The sequence below is a fragment of the Bartonella raoultii genome, from assembly GCF_019659805.1.
Lineage (GTDB): Bacteria > Pseudomonadota > Alphaproteobacteria > Rhizobiales > Rhizobiaceae > Bartonella > Bartonella raoultii.
This window is the reverse complement of the sequence record NZ_JAIFRO010000001.1, coordinates 345,001-365,035: the sequence shown is the minus strand read 5'-3', so window position 1 is coordinate 365,035 and position 20,035 is coordinate 345,001. Positions and strand designations below refer to the sequence as shown.

General features: G+C 38.5%; 17 protein-coding genes (1 of these 17 cut by a window edge). 10 read left to right on the top strand and 7 right to left on the bottom strand.

The window, feature by feature from the left end; genetic code table 11:
- Window positions 1-575 precede the first annotated feature (575 nt).
- The 6 genes from bgtE to K3248_RS01410 all read left to right on the top strand — a co-directional run bounded on the left by bgtE (window position 576) and on the right by K3248_RS01410 (window position 6,798).
- Entirely contained in the window at window positions 576-2,039 is a 1,464-nt protein-coding gene (gene bgtE, locus K3248_RS01435) for a gene transfer agent protein BgtE (protein ID WP_220716576.1), read from the top strand.
- A 223-nt stretch (window positions 2,040-2,262) separates the two neighbouring features.
- The gene (locus tag K3248_RS01430; RefSeq protein ID WP_220716575.1) at window positions 2,263-2,721 is read left to right on the top strand and encodes a hypothetical protein; all 459 of its coding nucleotides are present in this window, start codon (window positions 2,263-2,265) and stop codon (window positions 2,719-2,721) included.
- Window positions 2,718-3,842 (top strand): BaGTA-type gene transfer agent maturation protease BgtD, encoded by a 1,125-nt coding sequence (bgtD, locus tag K3248_RS01425; protein WP_220716574.1) that lies wholly within the window; start codon window positions 2,718-2,720, stop codon window positions 3,840-3,842. Before K3248_RS01430 ends, bgtD begins: the two co-directional genes overlap by 4 nt.
- The gene (bgtC, locus tag K3248_RS01420) at window positions 3,839-4,831 is read left to right on the top strand and encodes a gene transfer agent tail collar protein BgtC (RefSeq protein ID WP_220716573.1); all 993 of its coding nucleotides are present in this window, start codon (window positions 3,839-3,841) and stop codon (window positions 4,829-4,831) included. The genes bgtD and bgtC overlap by 4 nt, the downstream gene beginning before the upstream one ends.
- Before the next feature lie 293 nt (window positions 4,832-5,124).
- Window positions 5,125-5,337 (top strand): hypothetical protein, encoded by a 213-nt coding sequence (locus K3248_RS01415; protein WP_220716572.1) that lies wholly within the window; start codon window positions 5,125-5,127, stop codon window positions 5,335-5,337.
- Window positions 5,338-6,354: 1,017 nt separating this feature from the next.
- On the top strand, window positions 6,355-6,798 hold the full coding sequence (locus K3248_RS01410) for a hypothetical protein (protein ID WP_220716571.1): 444 nt from the start codon (window positions 6,355-6,357) through the stop codon (window positions 6,796-6,798).
- Between the two features lie 590 nt (window positions 6,799-7,388).
- Here K3248_RS01410 and fdhE read toward each other — a convergent pair.
- Window positions 7,389-8,267 (bottom strand): formate dehydrogenase accessory protein FdhE domain-containing protein, encoded by an 879-nt coding sequence (fdhE, locus tag K3248_RS01405; RefSeq protein ID WP_220716570.1) that lies wholly within the window; start codon window positions 8,265-8,267, stop codon window positions 7,389-7,391.
- A 1,003-nt stretch (window positions 8,268-9,270) separates the two neighbouring features.
- Here fdhE and K3248_RS01400 point away from each other — a divergent pair.
- Window positions 9,271-9,996, top strand: a complete 726-nt coding sequence (locus K3248_RS01400; protein WP_220716569.1) for a DUF4167 domain-containing protein — start codon at window positions 9,271-9,273, stop codon at window positions 9,994-9,996.
- 912 nt (window positions 9,997-10,908) lie between these two features.
- Here the strand turns inward: K3248_RS01400 and K3248_RS01395 are convergent.
- From K3248_RS01395 to K3248_RS01380, 4 genes are all read right to left on the bottom strand, one after another.
- Window positions 10,909-11,352 (bottom strand): hypothetical protein, encoded by a 444-nt coding sequence (locus K3248_RS01395; RefSeq protein WP_220716589.1) that lies wholly within the window; start codon window positions 11,350-11,352, stop codon window positions 10,909-10,911.
- A 46-nt stretch (window positions 11,353-11,398) separates the two neighbouring features.
- Window positions 11,399-11,764, bottom strand: a complete 366-nt coding sequence (locus tag K3248_RS01390; RefSeq protein WP_220716568.1) for a hypothetical protein — start codon at window positions 11,762-11,764, stop codon at window positions 11,399-11,401.
- 369 nt (window positions 11,765-12,133) lie between these two features.
- On the bottom strand, window positions 12,134-13,150 hold the full coding sequence (locus K3248_RS01385) for a PAS domain-containing sensor histidine kinase (protein WP_220716567.1): 1,017 nt from the start codon (window positions 13,148-13,150) through the stop codon (window positions 12,134-12,136).
- Between the two features lie 20 nt (window positions 13,151-13,170).
- Window positions 13,171-13,965, bottom strand: coding sequence for a response regulator (locus K3248_RS01380; RefSeq protein WP_220716566.1), 795 nt, complete (start codon window positions 13,963-13,965; stop codon window positions 13,171-13,173).
- 169 nt (window positions 13,966-14,134) lie between these two features.
- Here K3248_RS01380 and K3248_RS01375 point away from each other — a divergent pair, with 169 nt between their 5' ends.
- The 3 genes from K3248_RS01375 (at window position 14,135) to K3248_RS01365 (ending at window position 16,546) form a co-directional block, all read left to right on the top strand.
- Window positions 14,135-14,341 (top strand): NepR family anti-sigma factor, encoded by a 207-nt coding sequence (locus K3248_RS01375; RefSeq protein WP_220716565.1) that lies wholly within the window; start codon window positions 14,135-14,137, stop codon window positions 14,339-14,341.
- A 7-nt stretch (window positions 14,342-14,348) separates the two neighbouring features.
- Complete coding sequence (locus K3248_RS01370; protein WP_220716564.1) at window positions 14,349-14,903, top strand: RNA polymerase sigma factor; 555 nt, start codon at window positions 14,349-14,351, stop codon at window positions 14,901-14,903.
- A 224-nt stretch (window positions 14,904-15,127) separates the two neighbouring features.
- Complete coding sequence (locus tag K3248_RS01365) at window positions 15,128-16,546, top strand: sensor histidine kinase (protein WP_220716563.1); 1,419 nt, start codon at window positions 15,128-15,130, stop codon at window positions 16,544-16,546.
- Window positions 16,547-16,599: 53 nt separating this feature from the next.
- Here K3248_RS01365 and K3248_RS01360 read toward each other — a convergent pair whose 3' ends face one another.
- On the bottom strand, window positions 16,600-18,114 hold the full coding sequence (locus K3248_RS01360; RefSeq protein ID WP_220716562.1) for a metallophosphoesterase: 1,515 nt from the start codon (window positions 18,112-18,114) through the stop codon (window positions 16,600-16,602).
- A gap of 549 nt (window positions 18,115-18,663) precedes the next feature.
- Window positions 18,664-20,035 carry the 3' portion of a M23 family metallopeptidase gene (locus K3248_RS01355; protein WP_220716561.1) on the bottom strand. The gene runs 620 nt beyond the window's last position, so only the last 1,372 of its 1,992 coding nucleotides appear in the window; the start codon falls outside the window, past its right edge — the gene reads right to left on this strand; it ends in the stop codon at window positions 18,664-18,666.

The following is a 20,035-nucleotide window of genomic DNA, read 5'->3' as shown; positions in this document are numbered from 1 at the left end:
GCTTTAAGCTTGAGGTTTACGGGGTAAGCTTTAGGCTTGGGGCTTACGGGGTAAGCTTTAGGCTTGGTTTACGGGGGAAGCTTTAAGCTTGGGGTTTACGGGGGAAGCTTTAGGCTTGGGGTTTACGGGGTAAGCTGTAGGCTTGGGGCTTACGGGGTAAGCTTTAGGCTTGGGGCTTACGGGGGGGTAAGCTTTAAGCTTGAGGTTTACGGGGTAAGCTTTAGGCTTGGGGCTTACGGGGTAAGCTTTAGGCTTGGTTTACGGGGTAAGCTTTAAGCTTGGGGTTTACGGGGTAAGCTTTAGGCTTGGGGTTTACGGGGTAAGCTTTAGGCTTGGGGCTTACGGGGGTTAAGTTTGAGGCGTGGTTTGAGGTGCTGGAACCATGGTATTTTATCCAGTGCACATTGCTCTTTATTGTTTGTCTATAATCAATCGTCTCTTTAGCCTTTGCATCTTAATACATTTCTCACAGAGTTTTGATTCCTTTAAAAGGCTTTTGTGATGAAAATAAAACAAGCTTTGGTGCCATGAAAAAAGCATCTGGCTTTTAAAATATTGTTTCAATGGGGTTCTAAATGGCTTTTTTCCCAATCTCTGATTATCGACCCGATGTTGCTGACATTAATAGCGTCTTTACGAATGAAATTGCCAATGTATTGCCAGCCGATGGATCTTATATCCCTATGCCAAGTTTTCAACCAATATCCTTGCCTTGTCCTGATCAGGTTTTAGGCGCTTTGGCGGTAAAAACAAAAAATGGTGTCTCGATTATTGCTGGAACTCCAGAAAAAATCTACCTTCTCGATAATATGACAATGAAATGGCAAGATATTAGCCAAGAAGGAAAAAGCTATCTTGCCAATGTTGATACGCCCTGGTCTTTCGCGTTTTTTGGGGATTATGTGATCGCTGTAAATGCTAATGATAAACCACAAGTCATTGATATTAATCATGATAAAAGGTTTAGAGATTTAGGCGGAAATCCTCCACAAGCAGGAATCGTACGTGTGTGGGGGGATTTTGTTTGTCTCATGAAATTAGCCGAATATCCAAGACGGGTCCATTGGTCTGGGTTGAACGATGCTGAATTTTGGACGGTGGGGAAAAAAAGCTGCGATTATCAAGATTTTCCTGATGGCGGTTTTATACAAGGAGCAACGGAAACAACAAATCCAATCATCTTTATGCGGTCTGCTATTTATGCTGGATCTTTTATTCCAGGTTCTAAGATTATCTTTAGTTTCCAAAAAATACACGATAAACGTGGCGTAAAAAATGCAGCCTCTATCGTTTGTCGCGGTGATCTTGCTTTTTTTGCCGATGAGGGCGGATTTTATCAAATGACCAATGAAGGACAAATTATTCCTATCGGTTTTGAAAAAGTCGACCGAACGATGACAGAAAAATCTATTCGGAATAATTTATCGACTTTGTCTGCTGCTATCGATGGAATTTATAATCGCGTCTATTGGGTTCTCAATACCAATAAGGATACAAAAGAACGTATTTTGCTCATTTATGATTGGGGATTGCAAAAATGGACAAAAGCAACTGTAGATATCAAAATGATTTTGCCAATCTTTTTGGCTGGAACTTCACTGGAAGAGCTAGATTTCATTGAAAACAATCTTGATGATCTTGCCGTTTCTCTTGATAGTAAGGCTTGGAAAAATGAATCGCCTATTCTAGGGGCATTTGATCATCTAGGAAGGGTGGGAGCCTTTTCTGGTCCTTCTATGGCTTGTGTGGTGACTTCACAAGAAATGGGGCAGACAAATGGTATGATAACGCGGGTGAAAAATATTATGCCGCAGGTCAATAGTACGGAGTTTTATTTATCTGTGGGAATGCGCTTTCGGCAATCTCTTGAAGAAAAAACCGTTTGGTTGCCAGAAAAAAAGCCCTCTCATAACACTGGACAAATTCACTGTCGCGCAAGAGCGCGCTTTTATCGCTTTAAATTGCGCATTCCGGCGGGAATAAATTGGTCGCATATTACAGGATTTGATGTGGAATTGAAGCCTGCAGGTGTGCGCTAAACAATGCCTTTATAACAAAAAATTATGTAAGGTCTCTTTCCTTTTAAAAAAAATGTCTAAAGCCGCTCTGGATCAACTTGTATGAGCATTTAGGCTGGTAGTGGAGAAACAAGGGGGCTTTTAAGGCTATTCGTGGTCATGTTTTGAAGGTGTGCTATTGGGAACGCCCATGTTTAAAGCAAGGGGCTGATAGGTTTATGAAAAAATTAAAAATGCTAAAATGATGAAATCACAATATGAGGGACAAAATTCTTATTCTGTACATTTGACCGATCAATGGTCATGGGAAAAAATAGCGCCCTATCAAAATGCTCTCAATGGGGCCCTTAGAAAATATGCTAAGCGTTTTCCTGATGATGTGTGCTTGGCTACTATTGCTGAAGAAATTGCGACAGGAAAGGCACAATTATGGCTGATCTTAAAAAATAAAAGCGCTTTTAGTGCTTTTGCTATCACCAAAGTTGAAAAAACCCATACTGGAAAAAAACGCGTTCTCCTTTCAGACCTTGCCGGAGAGGGAGGGCTGGAATTGGTCAAATTGATCGATAAGCTTGAAGAATGGGCGCGAAAAATTCATGCTGAAGAGATCATCATGCTGGGAAGGATTGGATGGGCTAAAAGGCTTCATCATCACGGATATTCTTATAATCTTATTCATTATAGAAAGGTTTTGCTGCCATGAGTAGACGAACAACACCTCAAGTTCAAACAACAACACAAACAAATGCTCCACCCGCGTGGGCGGCTGATATCTTTAAAAAAGCCAGTGCTCAAGCGCAGAACCTTTATAATAAAGGAATTGGGGGCAATATCTACCAAGGACAGCGTATCGCTGATTTAAGTGATAGAACAAAAAATGCTCTCACCGGTTTAGGAAAGGCGGCAGAGCAGTATAATAATCCAACCCTTACACAGTGGTTTAATGCACCAACAAAAAGTGCAATGAACCTCTCTGAGATGGCAAAAGGAGATTGGATTGGAAATAATAGTAAATTTAATGCCGCTTTGCAAAATGCTCTCAGCAAAACTTCTGATGCCATTAATCAATCAATGGCAGGGGCTGGGCGGTATGGTTCAGGGGCTCATACCGGGGTTTTAGCTGATGAACTTGGAGCATTGGCTACAAATGCTGCTGCACAGCAATATAATCAAGATATCAATAATATGATGAATGCAAACCAGATGATTGATCGCTCTTTGCGTGATCAGGTTAATGCCGCAAATAACTATTATCAAGGACAAAGTAATGCACAAAGCAATGCTTTGAAAGGTGGAATGATCCAAGATGCGCATCGCCAAGATGTTCTTGATGCTGAACGACAAAAATGGACAGAACAAGATAATCAACAATGGAACCAGCTAGAACGCTTATTACAAGTGGGAACACAAGCGGCTGGAAATTATGGAACACAATCAGGCAAAACAACCACAATGCCTTCGGTAACAAAAGATCCTTTACGCGATTTACAAAAATTGGTCGGATTGGCTGGGGGAATTTTAGGACTTTGTGATGTGAGAGCGAAAGAAAATATTGTCCCGGTGGGAAAGAAAAAGGGGTATTCTCTTTATGCTTTTAATTACAAAGGAGATCCGCAACGCTACCTTGGCGTTTTGGCACAAGAGGTGCTGCATTTAAACCCTGATGCTGTTTATATGAACGCAAAAACCAAGCTCTTGCATGTCGATTATCGTAAAATTGGCTTGAAAATGAAGACAATAAAAAAGCCTAAAAATAAAATCATGGCGTTCTTTTCTTTGATTTTTGCCCCTTTTCGTTTCTTGCAAAAAGGATATATTCTATGAGTTCTATTTATAATTGGTCACTTATAGCCTCTGAAAATGCTTATGCAGATGAGAACATTAATTGGGCAGAAGGGCAACCTCCAAGTTCGGTTAATGATAGCGCTCGCGTGATGATGCAACGCATTAAAGAATACTTATTGGATAATTCTGGTATGGCTACCGCGCGCGCCTCTATCGATGGGGTGAAAAATATCTCCACTTTTCGTTTAACGATACAATCTGCTGTTGATGCCTATACGAGTGGTATCGTTGTTCGATTCAAAGCACCCATACAAAATATAGGACAAACAAATATTGCATTAAATCAATTAAGCGAATGTCCTGTTTTTACAGCAAAACCTTATGGTATTTCTCCTCTAGAGGGGGGGGAAATGCAACGGGGTGGACTTTATGAACTTGTCTATTCTGCGGGGCTTTTTGATAATAAGGATGGGTGGTTCTTAACCAATCCTACCATTGAGTTTCCTGAAATTCCTGCGCCTCCTCCAAGTATTCCATCGGGATTTATTGGTACCTTTGCTACAGAAAAAATTCCAGACGATTGGCTGCTTTGTGATGGTAAAGCCTATTCTCGGAGTAAATATGAAAATCTTTTTATTGCTCTTGGAGAGACATGGGGAAAAGGTAATGGCCGGACAACATTTAATGTTCCTGATTTGCGGGGAATATTTTTGCGCGGCTTAGATCATGGAAAAGGCATCGATCAAAGACGTGTCTTGGGAAGCTTTCAAAGTGAAAGTTTTCGTGCTCATACCCATGAAGGAAAAACAGATCGTGCAGGCAAACATAGCCATGAATATCCTTTGATCATTGGTAAGCTCTCTCCTCCTTTTTCATACACTGCATCAGAAATTTTATCTAGTAAAAACAGTGTACCTGGGCAAACATATGTTGCTGGAGAGCATGAGCATAAAATCTCTTTAGATTACACAGGAGGGACGGAAACGCGTCCTGTCAATATTGCCGTTGTTTATGCTGTGAAAACTTGAAAATGAAAGCGTTTTTAAGAAAGTTGAAGATGTGTTTTACAATATTGCTAGAAAGAAAGGGCACAGTTAAAAATTTAAATGTATCCTTGTCTTTATAAAGACAAAAGAGGCAATTTATTGGAATAGCTTTCTAAAAGCTTTGTTAAAGCGTGCTTGGAAGAAGAGCGAAAAATGAAGCGTTTTTTCTTTAAGTCTTAAAGCAAGAGAAGAGAACAAACACTTTTTTTAAACTTTTTAAAAAATCCTTATCCCATGAAGGAGTAAAATGAGAGTGCAGCAAAAGGAGAAATATTATGGCACTTTTTCCATTTTCTATTGCTGATATTGAGGACCCTGAACATATTCGTGTGGTTCTTTATGCGAGTGGAAGAATGGGGCATGCACCTTTGAATGCCTTGGTAAAGCAATTGCAAGAAGATATGACACGCATCTTAAAACGCATGGATGTTTTAGAACAACAAGTAAAGACATGTACTTCAGATCTTGCACGTATTCAACATAAATAAAACAAGCTATATTCTTATCAGCTATGAGAGAAGGATATGGGTGTATACAATGTTTATGTTTGGATAAAGACAGCTGCTTATATGCGTCGTGGTAAAAAAGTCTAAGACGCGTATATTGTACAAAAAAGAACGCAGGCTTTGGGGTTGCTCAATTTCTTTCGCCAATTGCTCTTTTAAGTGTTTGAAACGCTTTAAAAATGCTCTCTCTTGTGAAAAAGCAAGAGAAGCTACGCGTGAAAACAAGAAAAAAGGCTTTTTGCTTGCATCTTTATAAAGATAATCGTTCGTAAAGCATTGATTTTGTTTTCTGGAATGGCATTTTAAGAGCAAAGTTTTGTTCTCTAAAGCAAAACAACTATGCTCCATAACACATGTGAAAAATGGTAACAGAATATACGCATCCGTTTTATAATGTCCTGTTCCCCTAAGGTTTGTGATATTTCATTTTTGCGCAAAGAGGGCTGATGAAAATGAGGTAAAGCTGATTGTGATATAAAGAAAAGACTCGCTTTTAGAGGAATCTTTATCCAAATGAAAAGACAAAAAACGAGGTATTTGCTGTTTTTGTGAAGGGAAAAGGTTTATGGTGTAAGCCACAGGGAAAGGCATAAAATCTTTTTTGCAAATGCTCTGCATAACATTAACTGCTATAAGCACAATAGACTATACTCTTTGTATTTCGTGAAAAGGAAAGCGTTGCTTGTTGCTTTTTAATAGCTTGACTTTCAAAGTCAGGCAATTTTATCCTCTCAATTCTACAGCAGCAAAGCCCTATGATAAGGCTTTTTTTATTTTTTATAAAGGGAAGACAAAAGGACTTTTATGAAAATTTTAAAAAAATAAGAAGATAAAATAGCGCATCCTTTAAAGAAAAGGTGTGTTTTAACGAAAAAAAATGAAGTGTATGCGGTTGTAATGTGTGTCTTTTATGGGATTATACTTTTCTTGTAGACAGGAGAGGCTTTTATCATTTTTTTTGTAAAAGCTTATCTTAAGGTATTAAAGGATACAGCCCTTATGGAAAAAAGAATCCGTGCGCGGCGAAAGGCTTATTTTAAAAGATTATATCGTAAGATCACTCTTGTTTTTATGCTGCTCTTTTGTATTGTCGTTTTTGGTGTTCTTGTGGTTAAAATAATGCATCATTTTTATTCCCATAAACAAGAAGGACCACAAACGTCTGTTGAATTGACGATACCTGTCTTTGATATGCGTATATATTGTAAGGAAATTGCTGCTTCAGTTATTTCTGATATGAAGAGAGATGTTTATCAGCGTTGTATCGCTTTGGAAAGTGAAGCTTATTTTGCAATTCGTGAAATGTGGAAAACGCTTCCCGATCACGTAAAGAAAACATGTACAAAAATAGTGCGTCCCGGTGATGGAAACTATTTTCTTTTACGAGATTGTTTTCTCAGTGAAAAAGAGGATAAAAAAAGTAAAATACGCAATTATTTTTAATCTATAGGTCTAAAATAGAAGAAAATAAAAAGAAAGCGCTCACAGACTATTTGCATTTTGTAAAATGATACTTCTTTTGGCTTAGCGGGTTATAAAAGAGAGAAGGCTTGCGTGATGGATGCTTTTTGTTTTCTTATGCTGGAAAGGGCCGTATAAACTATTGTAATGATGAAAATAGAGCTTTGATGTTGCCTTTTCTTTATGGCGTATAATTTTAAAAAGAGGGGTGAAAAAACTATATCAAAACATTCTTTTTCATTCGATTTTTTTTCATTTCATGTGTTTGAAAAATATTGCATTTTTATGATATCCTTTTGCCTATTATTATCTGAGAAACGCTTTTATTTCATCATAAAACAGCCCTATTGTTCGTGATAATAAAAAAAAGCTCTCCCATTGGTTGTGGTGTGAGTGAGGTGGCTTTTAAGGGATTGTGGTATTTGCTATGTCTCTCTGTAGTAAGCTTTGTAGTGCGTAATCCGTGTCACCGCTCCATAGACCCGGCAGCTTTCCGTTGCCGCTGCCGGGGGTGGGGTTTTTTTAAGGCTTTGGAGTATTAAGTTTTTTGATTTGAGAAACGTTTAGGGACCTCATCTGTTGGTTGCTAAAAAAGGATTAAAATTCTCAGGCTTTAAGGAAGAAGAGATTTGTTGTAAAAAATCAGAAGAGGCTATGTTAATAGCATCGGCAAAAACATCCAAGAGGGGATTTTTATGGTGATTGAATTGTGGAGAGTATTTTTCACATTTTTCACAAATTTCTAATAAAATATCTTCTGTATTTTCTCTTATAGGGGGAAGGGCTTTTTGTTTTTTGGGGCTTTTACAAAAGCTGCATTGGTTGTTTTGGCTATACCAGAGTGTGTTGCAATAAAGGCAAGAATAAAACCGCAGATTCTCGTTTTTTTGCCAATCCATTATGAGACTGGCAGAAGGGGTACCACTACAAGCAGGGCAAAGATTGTTTTTTTCCATGGTGAGAGTTTGGGTATCAAGTTGGGAAGCGGTGAGAGAATAAATGATTTGTAGAGCACCAAGGATGACAATATGTTCTGCTCCTTGCTGGTGAGGTACCTGCTGTTCTAAGAGATTGCGTCCCCAAGCGCGCCATTGATCTTTTTCTTGTTGTGTGTTCCTTAAAGATTCCTCCCTTTTTGGTAAAAGGGCTGGACCCAAAAGTGGTGCATGAGAGAGACGTTTTAGAAAATCCGCAACAACGCTTTCATAAAAACCTAAAATTAATAATTTTGATCGATTAAAAGGGGGGGAAGTAGATGTACTAAAACGGCAAAGTGCTACAGAGAAATCTTGAAACCTTTTGAGAGATTGTTGTTGTGCATGACAAAAATGTGCAAAAAAAAGAAGAGGTTCTTTGTGAGGAAAAGCTTTAGCTAAATCTGTAAAACGTGCATACCGTTTTGCAAATAAAGTTTTTGGATCAGGAAGTATTACAAAAGGGGAAGAGTGCATGATAACCCTTTAATTGTTTGTTGATTCTATCAAAGAAGCTTGTGCGTTTTTAAAAAAATGTAGCATATTGGTCATTTTTTTCTTAAAAACTTCTGTTTTTTAAAATATTGGATCCCTATCGGATCGTTGATAAAAGTATAAAATTTTAGGAAAGTGGCTTCATAAATTCTATAAAAATTCCTTCAAACTTTAAGCGTTTTAGACAAAAACTGACAAATTTTACAACAGAGCATGGGGGCTAATCGGGAAAAAGAGTAAATTATTAACGATGAAAGGACTTGAATAATGCTCCATATTCATCTATTTATAAAAAACAAGAGATCTTGTAAAGCGGTAGTGAATCGCTGCGTGTATAGTGTAGCGCGCGCAGGGTGTTTTGTTTCTCTCACGTTTTATTGTTTCTGAAGTAATTATCTCTCATAAGGGGTTGCTTTAGTGTAGAAGAGAGGCTATGGTTGTAATAGTGAGTATGTTTATGCAGTCACTTATGGGGGGTGGAGCATTCGTGGGAACTTTCTCTCTTTGTCAACATTTTATCAATTAAGTGTGCGAGGAGATGAGGAAGATCGGCGTTTTTAAGAGTCGGTGGTTTTAGAGGAAAAAGAGAAACATTTATTGATTCTCTGACAGATTTTTTTGTCAGATATGTTACTTGCGTGTTCTTGTTTTTTGTTTTTCCACAAGATGGTTATTTTTTTAGTGAAATATGGTCTATTTTAAAAAAAACACTTGGCATTTTATGTGAACATCACTAGGTTTTTGCTGGTTAACAGAGAAAAGGGAATTTTCGGCTTAAAGTTTCCCTGCTGTTATTGTGATTTTCAAAAAATATATGCTTTTATCAAATATCAGTAGGTATCGTTTGAGTAAAATAAAACGCAGATAAGCCCAATAACCATATTTTCAACATGACCAGCATTATCAAATTGTAATGCAATAAAAAATTGTAATGCAATAAAAAAAAGAAGAGTCAGTTAAGACACACACTCCAAAAGGGATAAAAATGAGGCCACAACAAAATAGACGGGTACGCGGTCGTAACAATAACAATAATAATCGTCGCGGTCCTAACCCGTTGTCTCGAAATTATGAAAGTAGCGGTCCGGATGTGAAAATCCGCGGAAACGCACAACAAATTGCTGATAAATACATAAGTCTTGCACGTGATGCGCAAGGTGCAGGCGATCGCGTAATGTCAGAGAATTATTTACAGCATGCTGAGCATTACTTACGTATTATCTTGGCGTCTGCTGGACAAAATTCTCAGTCTGCGCGGCGTGAAGAAAACCGTGACGAAAATAATGGACAAGAATGTAGTGAAATAAACGTTGAGGCAGAACAACCAGACGCTGTCACCGATGATACAGAAGCCTCTCAAACACAGGTGAAAAAAAATGGGTATGATCAATCTGTAAAAACCCAAAATGGGCAGGCAGGTGAAGATACTTTAGAGACCGCTCCTGTGTTAGAGAAAAAAGTCGAGCAAGAACAGTCTACTGTGGAAGAAAATCCAGAACCTGTTAAAAAAACACGGCGCTCTTCACGGCGACGTACTGTACGGGCGCAAGAAGACGCAACTTCTCAACTTGCTTTGGTAACAGCAGAGGCTGCTGAGAATGGAAAAGCTTCAAAAGAAAAAGCTTCCTCTTTATCTGTCGTGGGAGAAGAGATTCAGAGAAAACCACGCCGGCGTCGCGTGGTAACATCTTCTGCAGAGGAAAATGTTTAAATAAAAAATTGGTGTTTTAAGCGTGCATGGAGCGGTTTTTCGCAAGGTGTGCGCGCTTTGCACGCTATAGCCACTGTTCGTATGAATTTATATGTCTCTTTTGCAATATTTTTTCATGTTTTCAGGCCTCTTTCGTAGAGAGAGCGCATGAATGTTATGGGGAAAAACCGTCTTGATGTTGATGAAGTAAGAAAGCGGATATTGTTACACCGTATTGAGCGCTCTTAATGTTCTCAAGAGTCCTTATATTAAAATTTTTCATGCAAGAAAGTATACCGCTTTTTAGCTTTATTCATAGAGCCTGCTTTGCTTGGTGATATGCCAGTAGAGGGTTTTTATGATTTATCCATGAATGAAATTGAAAGGAAGAGCGTTTTGTACGTTTTAAATCTCCTATTTCATAATCAAAACCATATATTATGGCGATAAACATATAGATTTCTTTTATAAAAACAAAAAATCTCTTTTTTAAATGATCAGATACAAAGGCATGGATGGGAGTCCTATTTTCATCTGTTTGAATGTGGTCTACGATGTGGGAATCATAAAGAAGTGTTCTTTGCAGTATTTTTACCTTTGGGATAAGAAAACCACTCTGCTTTATGCAGATAATGTTAGATATGCTCAAAAATAGATTGCTTGGCATGGGGAGCATACAGTGTGTTCATATGCAAAAGCCTATTCTTGATTTTTGGGTAACTTTGGTCGTTTCCCTTTGATAATCTTCACAGTTTTGTGTATGGGGCTGCGCCAAAAGAAAAAGCCTCCTCGCATCAAAAAAATATCTCCTTTTTCTCTTGTGAAGAAATGTAAGAGAAAATTAAGGGCATTGCTTGGCAAGCCGCTATTGGACAGAAAAGGAAAAAGTTTTAGTGTTAAGGGTCATTTTTCTTATTCAGTCATAGCAACTGCTTAAAGGGAAGAGGTTTCCTCTTTCTCTTCTAATGTAAGAACAGTGGTAAGTGTATTGGTAAGATAATTATAAAACATAAATTTTATTTTTCTCTCTGGTGTTAAGATCTTAAATATAAGATAGTTTCCTGAAAGACTTTGCGATAAAATTTGTGTATTTTTGGGGAAAGAAAGCGTGTAATGGGCAGTTTGTGCATTTTTTTCATGAGAAGAAAAGGAATGGGTTTGCTTGGACGTTGAGGGCGTTGTCATAATCTTGTAAACAATACCCACTAAGACTGCAAAAAGAAGAATAAGTGTTATAGAAATAGAAGCAATCATCAAACGCATAAGTTTTTTGCGCACACGCTCTACTGCAGGATCTAAAGGATGATCTTGGGGCAGAGCACACTGCTCTTTATGAGAGTCTTCTTTTAAACTCTGCGTTTGCTTCTTATCCATTATGTTTTACATATCCATTGAATTAAAAGATCTTTATGGGTTTATGCTTTTACGGTTTTTTGTGCAAGGGAGAAATGGCAGGCAAATGAAGAAGAGGGGAAGATATCGGGATAAAATGAGCTTGGTCCATTGCAGAAACTTTATCCTTTACCGTTTGACTTTTCAGCAGAAAATTGCCGCGGTTTGTTATGAACCAGGTGAGAGTGACTGTCTGGTGCTGTAAGTTTGCATGTATGCTTGTGCATTGGGCAAAAATCTGTTGTCCATAAGAGGAAAATTTTTTTGTGGATGGTATCATGGCCTGTTCACAGGCTTGAGCTGTTGGATAGATCTGGGCCATTGTCTTATTAGAGTAACAGCTATTAAAATCGTCTGTACAGGAAACCAGTAAGAGAATAAAAACAAGGGGAAGCATAAATTTTTTCCAAATTGAAAGTTGATAACACCAAATGCAATGGGCTTTATGGAGGGGATAGACTGCTTTTCTTGTAAAACGCTTTTAAAAGTTCTTTGTTCCAAAATGTGAGAGATACTTAGATGTATTTTAAGATTTGTCTCTTATCAGATGATGTGTAGCGATGTGTTTGGAGTTTAAGCGCCCAGAGAGAAAGTTTCCATTAGGTTATGGATGGTTTTGACAGCGCGTTTTTATCAATTCATTTCTTACAAGCAAAAATCTTAAAAGAGTGAAAGAGATTGCTTTGAAAAGGAAATATGCCTGTATTTATTCTCGCTTGTGATAAAAAATGCTGTTGAGAAACAATGTGTGCTTTTTATCGGATTTTTAAAAAAGGGTATCAAAATACGTATCAGGAACCCACAGGCAATAAACAATACCTTCCTCTGTTCGTTGTAAAGAAGCTGCACCATTTACAGCAATAGGGACAATCTTTTCAAGGACAGCACTTCCAAAACATCCCTTTTTGTCATGCAAAAGAAGGGGGGAGCCTGCTTCAAAATTTTCTTTCCACGTGATGAGGAGTTGTGTTGTTTCGTTCATTTTTGTGTGCACTTCACAAGATACACGAATATTGCCTTTTTCTTGTGATAAAGCACCAAAAGAAAGAGAATTCACAATCAGTTCATGAAAAGCCAAACCAATATGTAAAGCGGCATTGGGAAAGAGATAAGGATCCACGCCTTCAAGGGAAAAGCGCTCTGTGTCTTTCATTAAATAGCCTAAAGCTTGTGATTGTACTAATTCGCGAAATTGCGCCCCACGCCAATCGGAATCGGTAATGAGATCTTGAGAATGCGAAAGGGAATGAAGACGGCCTTGAAATTTGCGTAAAAAAATCTGAAGCGATTCCGTATAGCGTGCCGTTTGACTGGCAATGCTTTGAATAATGGCAAGAAGATTTTTAGAACGGTGGCTTACTTCTCGAAGAAGAATTTTAAGAACTTGTTCACGCCTACGTAATCCTGAAATATCAACGCCGGTGGTAATAATACCGATGATGTCACCGTTATCATTGCGATGACAATCGATAGAAAATTTATACCAAGTCGCTTGTTTGGATAAATCTTCAAACCGTGCTTCAATGGTTTGCATTTTGCCTGTGGCTAAAACCTGCAATTTGATGGTTTCCATATTATCAGCAAGATCAAGAGACAAAAAATCACTGTCACGGCATCCTACGCGCCATTTATTGTGCAAATGTTGCGGCAAGTTTTCGGCCCATAAATAGATCAAATTCGTGGTTTGATATAAAACGCAAATATCAGAACCACGAATCGCTTGCATGAGAGCGCTTAAGTGAGATTTATCCATGGGAGGCTTTGGAAGAGGCGTAACGACCATGATGAAAATGTTGCTCTACTTTATGCCGCTTTAGATGCATTCTCTTGAAAAAATAAAGCCTGTGAAATAAGCGCTTTCACCATATCAGGATTGAAGGGTTTGGTCACCAAAAAAGTAGGTTCTGGACGCTCCCCTGTCAATAACCTTTCCGGAAAAGCTGTGATAAAAATCACTGGTATATGGTCATTTTTTAAAATGTCATTGACCGCATCAATACCGGAACTGTTATCAGCCAATTGAATATCTGCTAAAATTAATCGCGGCTTTTCCTTATGATACATAAGGAGTGCTTCATCATGGGTTCGCGCTATTCCTACCACCCGATGCCCTAGACTTTCTACCATTTGTTCAATATCCATTGCAATCAGTGGCTCGTCTTCAATAATCATCACTTGTGTAGCAATTTGTTGTGAAATATCAACAGAAGCTTGGTTGAGAAGCTTACGAAATGCTTTTGCATCCAGATTCATGATTTCACGGGCTTCTTGTTCATTAAAACCTTCAACAGCAATCAATAGGAATGCTTGGCGTGCACGTGGTGTGAGATATGATAATTTCGCACTGGTTTTTTGTTCAAGACCAAATTGTGGGAGTGGTTCTGGAATATTGGGTGTTGTTTGGTCAAAAAGATGGCAAAAAAGCCAATAAGTTCCGATACGGTCGCTGGATTTTTGAGGAAAAATTGAAATATCGGCAATAAGCGCTTCTAACATCGCTGAAACATAAGCATCGCCAGAAGATTGGCTGCCCGTAACAGAGCGAGCAAAACGCCGAAGATAGGGAAGATGCGGTGCGATGCGCGTGGATAATGACATAATATATAACTCCTTGTGACCTTTTTTAAGCACTTTGTTGGTGAAAATCTTGCAGAGAGGAAAAAGTTCCTTTTTGTGTGGAACTTTTTGTCTACAACTATATTTACAACCATAAGGCGAAAAATTCTTCTCGGTGCTATTTATACTATATGGATTAGGGGGATAAAAAATGAACGACCGTGATGAAAAAAATCTTAGCAATCCCATCACATATGGAGATGATCTTCTCGGCATTAATAGCGAAATAGCGCGAAAATTGCGTCAATTTTACATGGAAATTCAAGAAGAAACTCTTCCTGCCTATTTGCTGGAGCTTTTGGATAGATTGGAGCAGGCAGAGAAGTTGCGTTTCGATAATAATGCGGAAAAGGTTTGAATCCTTTATGGTTAAGAGTACAAAAAATTTTAAACAGGAACTCCTTTCTGTTCTTCCAGCGTTGCGGGCTTTTTCACTTTCTTTAAGTGGTAAAAACGATAAAGCTGAAGATTTGGTTCAAGATACGATTATGAAAGCATGGGCTAAGCAGGATAGTTTTGAAATGGGAACCAATCTTAAAGCTTGGCTTTTTACCATTTTACGTAATGAATTTTATAGCCAAATGCGCAAAAAAGGCAGAGAAGTACAAGACAGTGATGGGGTGTTTACCCAAAATGTGGCTATTCATCCTGCACAATATGGCTTACTTGATTTGCAAGATTTTAAAAAAGCCTTAAATATGCTTTCTGCTGATCAAAGAGAAGCCATTATCCTTATTGGGGCATCGGGTTTTTCTTATGAAGATGCTGCAGCTATTTGTGGTTGTGCTGTTGGAACCATTAAAAGCCGTGTGAGTAGGGCGCGTAATCGCTTACAAGAACTTCTTAATGTGGACGGTCAATCCGATTATGGCCCCGATTCTTATTCAGCAGGAACGACATTATGTTCATTTAACGGCTAAAAAAGCATAATAATTATGGTCAAGAGCCTTGTTTTTTTTATTCCCGTTATAGCTATTACAGTAAAGTCAGCATCTGAGGAAATTCAGAGTGTGGGGCATGTTTCTTTAGGAAAAGAAGGAAAGTCTGTATGAAAATATCCATCAGGCTTTTGTACTGGAATCCATAAGGCGGCCCTCCTTTGTGCTGAAAAATGACAATTTTCAGGTTCGCCTATGGAAACTCTATGACAACGAAGACGAATTTGCTTCCTCAAAGTCCTACTTTGGATTCAACAATATCACGCTGGCGTTGGATAGCGATTGTTATTTCTCTTATTATGGCCCTTTTGGCATCAGTCTTTATCATGTTGCTCTCCAATGGAGTGGATAGAGAAGTAGCACGGTTAAATACAAGTTCACAATTGCGTGAACAGGCTGATTTGGCGCTCATTAGTTTAATTGATATGGCTGTGGCAGATCGCAGCTATACAAAAACCCGTAAAATAGAAGATAAATCCCGTTTTGAAAATGCTGAGCGTGCGCTTAACGATATTCTCGATTATATAGCGCTGCTTGTCTATGCACACCCTAAATGGTATGAATGGTTTAATGCTTTTAGAAAAGAAGTTGAAGCACGCAAGGCTTTTATGCATAGTCATATGCATGCTCTTGATATGCTTCCCAATCAATCTTCTGTTTCCTCTGAACTCCCAAAAATTCAAGTAGCGCGTTTGGCACAATTGATGACAAGCTTTCTGAATGGCGATGATGCGGTGCGGCAAAAACAGCGCGAAGGTATAGCATTGATGCGTGCTGCTTTAACATTGGCTGCAATTGTCTCTGTGGTGAGTACTTTTATTTCAGCCTATTTTGTCATTAATCGTTTTCATCGTGATGTGCGTTCTTTGAAAATGTATCAAATGCTGCTTCATAGTGAAAATGCCGCTTTGGAAGCACGGGTGAAAGAACGAACACAAGAATTGGAAAAAGCACGCAATTACGCTGAAAAAGAACGCCAACGTGTTGAAATGTTGTTGCAAGATGCAAGCCATCGCATTGGAAATTCTCTTGGAACTGTGTCTTCTTTGCTGGGACTACAATTAAATCGCAGCAAAAATGAAGAAGTGCGTTCTGTTCTTGGAGCAGCACGCGATCGTATCCAGACCATTTCCACAGCGCATCGTCGCTTGCGTTTGGGTGATGATATGGAAACAACTCTCTTGGCGGAATTTCTAAGTTCAGTGGTGCATGATGTTGAATTGGCTGTGCCTTTTGAATTACGTGAAAACATTACGATTCATACTTCTTTTAAAGAGTGCCGTTTGCCTTCAAGAGATGCCACAACGCTTGGAATTATTCTTGGTGAATTGCTTACAAATTCCTTAAAACACGCTTTTCCAGATCAGCGTGCAGGCCATATTTATATCTCCTTTGGTCCCAAGCCTGACGGGCAATTAATGCTTATTGTTGAAGATGATGGTGTGGGTATAAAAAACCAAACGTTAGAGCAAAAAACGGGTCTTGGTCGTTTGGTTGTGGAACAGCTTTGTATGCAATTTGGTGAAAAGCCTCTCTTTGAAAGTTCTGCTTTGGGGGGAACAAAAATTATTATTCCTTTGCCAAAACTCAATACAAGTGGTGCAAAAGATACAGCTTCCTCGTAAGGGAACCTTTAAGATTCCCTTTTATTTATTAAGGTTAAAAACAAAAGAGAGGCTTATAAATTGCTACAACCTTTCCAAAGGGGACTTTTCTCTCCATTTCGTCCTAAATCCTCCATCAAAACGGGTTTGCCTGTTATTCCATTATAAGCTTTGACGTGAATGTTTTTTCCTTGCACATGAACAAGATAGTAGTCTCCTCTAAAAAGTGCCCCTGCTGTGTAGAGGGGAATATTTCCGAAAACTTTGTCATCTTGCGCACGGCAATAGGCGTGGTAATGCTCATGTCCTACAAAGATTGCTTTGACATTATGAGAAGTAATGAGTGATTTAAAGGCAGCAAGACTCTTCATATTTTGAGGATGAAGAAAATGCGAATCACCATCTGGAAAATAGGGACGCCCATCGTGAAAATTGAGAATAGTCACTTTTCCTCTTTTATCAGCGGCTTCTAAATCTTTTTTCAACCACTCTAAAGCTTCGGTTATTCTAACTGTCGTATGATTATCGGATAAATGCGCAGTATAGGTTGGATAATTGTGAAGCTGTACATAGTGAATATCTCCATAATCCCATGAGTAGCTTAAACTCCCAGTTATGAAGAGATGCGCTCTTTTAAAACGCATGGTCTGATAAGAGCTCACGTGCTGATTGAACTGGGATAGAGAATTGCTATATTTATTCATCTCTGTTAGCATTCTTTTCACAGCACTTATCGCACAGGCATCTTTTGAAAGATTTGATATCAGTATCATACAATCACGAACATTATTGGCATAATCGTGATTGCCTAGTCCTTCATAGACAGGATAAGGCATGCTTTTATAGACATTTGCATAATCTTGATAAGTTTGAAGGCGACCAAACTCTGTTAAATCGCCATTGACAATGTAAAATGCAGCAGCGTGGGATTCTAATGCGCTGGCAACTTTTCTATTTGTCTTGAGCCATGGTTTTCTGTTGCTGTACGCATTAGGATCACCGGAAACCAAACGCCATGCTTGTGGGTCGGCTGCTATGACAATGTTATAATTCTTAGGCGTCTTTCTTTTGACGTACCAAATTGTTCTTGCGTTATAACCTTCTCCCTCTATGCGTTCAAAATAATAATCCTTGTTGCTAGAGGTAGCAGAATATTCATTGGTACCATTATAGGGATTATACCAGCGGAATGTTAAGATCGTTCCGTCATCTTTCACTCTATATTTAACCCATCCTCCAGCGCCCAAAAACCAAGCATTTGATGTTGTTGCTGCTTTTCCTACCACACCAGCTGCAATCTTCTTTGAAGGACCCGTATTTCCCCAATAGTCACCGGTTTTCCATTCTCCATGCTTGAGACCTTTATCAATTAACACCATAGAAGTTGGTGGACCAGTCAGTTCATTCACAATATATACATCAGTTGAACGATCAGCAAAGGAATTTCGTTTAGGTTTCGGTAATTGGTTGATGAAATTTTGCCTTTTTTCATGATTTACAGAAACGTTTTGTGTATGAGAAAAAGCAGGTTTTATGCACATAAAAATGGAAAAAAAAATTGTAGTGATTGTTCTATATTGGTATTTCATAAAATTATTACCCCAAATAAATAACTTAGAAAAATACTTGACAAGCATGATATCATTAGAGCTTCTTTTTTTTCTAATGACATATTTTGTATTATTCATCATTTCCCCAAAAATATTTTTTGTTCCTATTATGTTATTTTTAAAATTTAATATGTTTTTATCACTGTTTGGATCGTTGTTATGAGAGAGTCTTTCATTGTGGTTTTCTGGCATTGTGGTTTTCTGGCATTGTGGTTTTCTGGCATTTTGCCATTGTCTTTGTAACGTTTCTGTTTTCTCTTTTGAGCATTTTGTTTTTTACTGGTGCTTTATGAAAAGAGAGCATCTTGTTTAAATTGCATAGGGAATGACGGTTTTGCCAAGATTGGATAGAATTTGTTCAAGAAGAAAACTCTTTCTTTGTGCTTGGTTTCGTTGGCTTTTTTTATATTTTGTCTTGTATGGGAATTTTATAGGATGATAGCAGCTTATTGAAGGATATTGCTATTGCGGTAAAACGCTTTCAACCGATTGTGCTTTGAGAAAAAAGCTTATTTTGAAAGGTTGATTTTAAGAAGCATCTTCTTCTAAGGGTGATGCTGGATTGTTTATTAAAGAATCAATATTATTTTTCTCGCGCAAGAATGCTTGCAGATCTTGGTTGGTTAAAGCTTTACTGTCAGGTATCCGAATGCGCATGGGGTCTACTTTTACGCCATTGACAATGATTTCAAAATGACAATGGGGTCCCGTTGCCATTCCCGTTGATCCCACATAGCCAATAATTTGTCCTTGCCGCACCTTGACACCTGGTTTGATATTTGGTGCATAACGGCTTTGGTGTGAATAAGTGCTCACATATCCATTGGCATGTTGAATCTCTGTATGATTTCCATAACCACCTGTTACTCCTACTTTTGTCACAATACCATCTCCCACAGCAATAATGGGTGATCCTTTTGGCGCTACCCAATCAACCCCTGTGTGCATACGAACATAGCCTAAAATAGGATGTTTGCGTGGTCCAAAAGGAGAGCCAAAAATGCCGTTTGGTGTGGGTTTTCGGAGCAGAAAGGGGCGCATACTTTTTCCTTCCGAATCATAATAATCAACACTGCCATCTTTTGATTGATAACGATAATATTTATAGGTGGTATTGCCAAAGGTGGCGCTGATATAACGAATTTCAGGATCGAGGTTTTTCGGTGATGCTTTTTCTTTTCGGCTTTTTTTGTCGTTTTTTCCTGTCTGGCTTATCTGTGGTAGGGCATAAAATATTTCGAGGTGATCGTTTGGCGATATCCGGCTTTTCATATCAATATTGGTGGCAAGCAGACGAATAAGACGTTGAGAAAGAGATTGTGACATATTATGGCTGAGCAGAGCATTATAAAGAGCATCATAAGCTGTGGGTAATTGCGCTGTATTAACCTGAAAATGTGGAACACCCTTTTGCAAAGCCGTTTTCAGTGCACGAGACATTTTGGGCTCTGCACTTTCCACAAATTGTCCTGTATCATTGAGAGCAATGGTGAGAACATGATGTATTCCGTGATAAATGCTTACACGCACAAGATGATCTTCTTCTCCAGCCTGTAGAACAATGCCAATGCGTAAAAGGCTCCCTTCTTGTAGCATCTCAGAATGCTGGAGCAGCGTTAAAGCTTTAGCAACCTGTTCAATTTGCTTTTTTGTATAATTGGTTGCTTTGAAAGCATCGGCAATGGTTTGTTTTTTACGGATAGGAATAATATCTTCGACATAGTTTTTCGTAAGATCAATCCGATGCGTTTGAGGAGAAACGGTCACATTTTCTTGAATAATACGCACTTCAGGGGCATCGGTAAATTGGGAAGAAGAGGATAGACCTTCTAATTCTAAAGGATCAACGAGTGTCAGAATAGAAAGAAATTCATTGCTTTTGTCTAAAGTAAATCCAGCT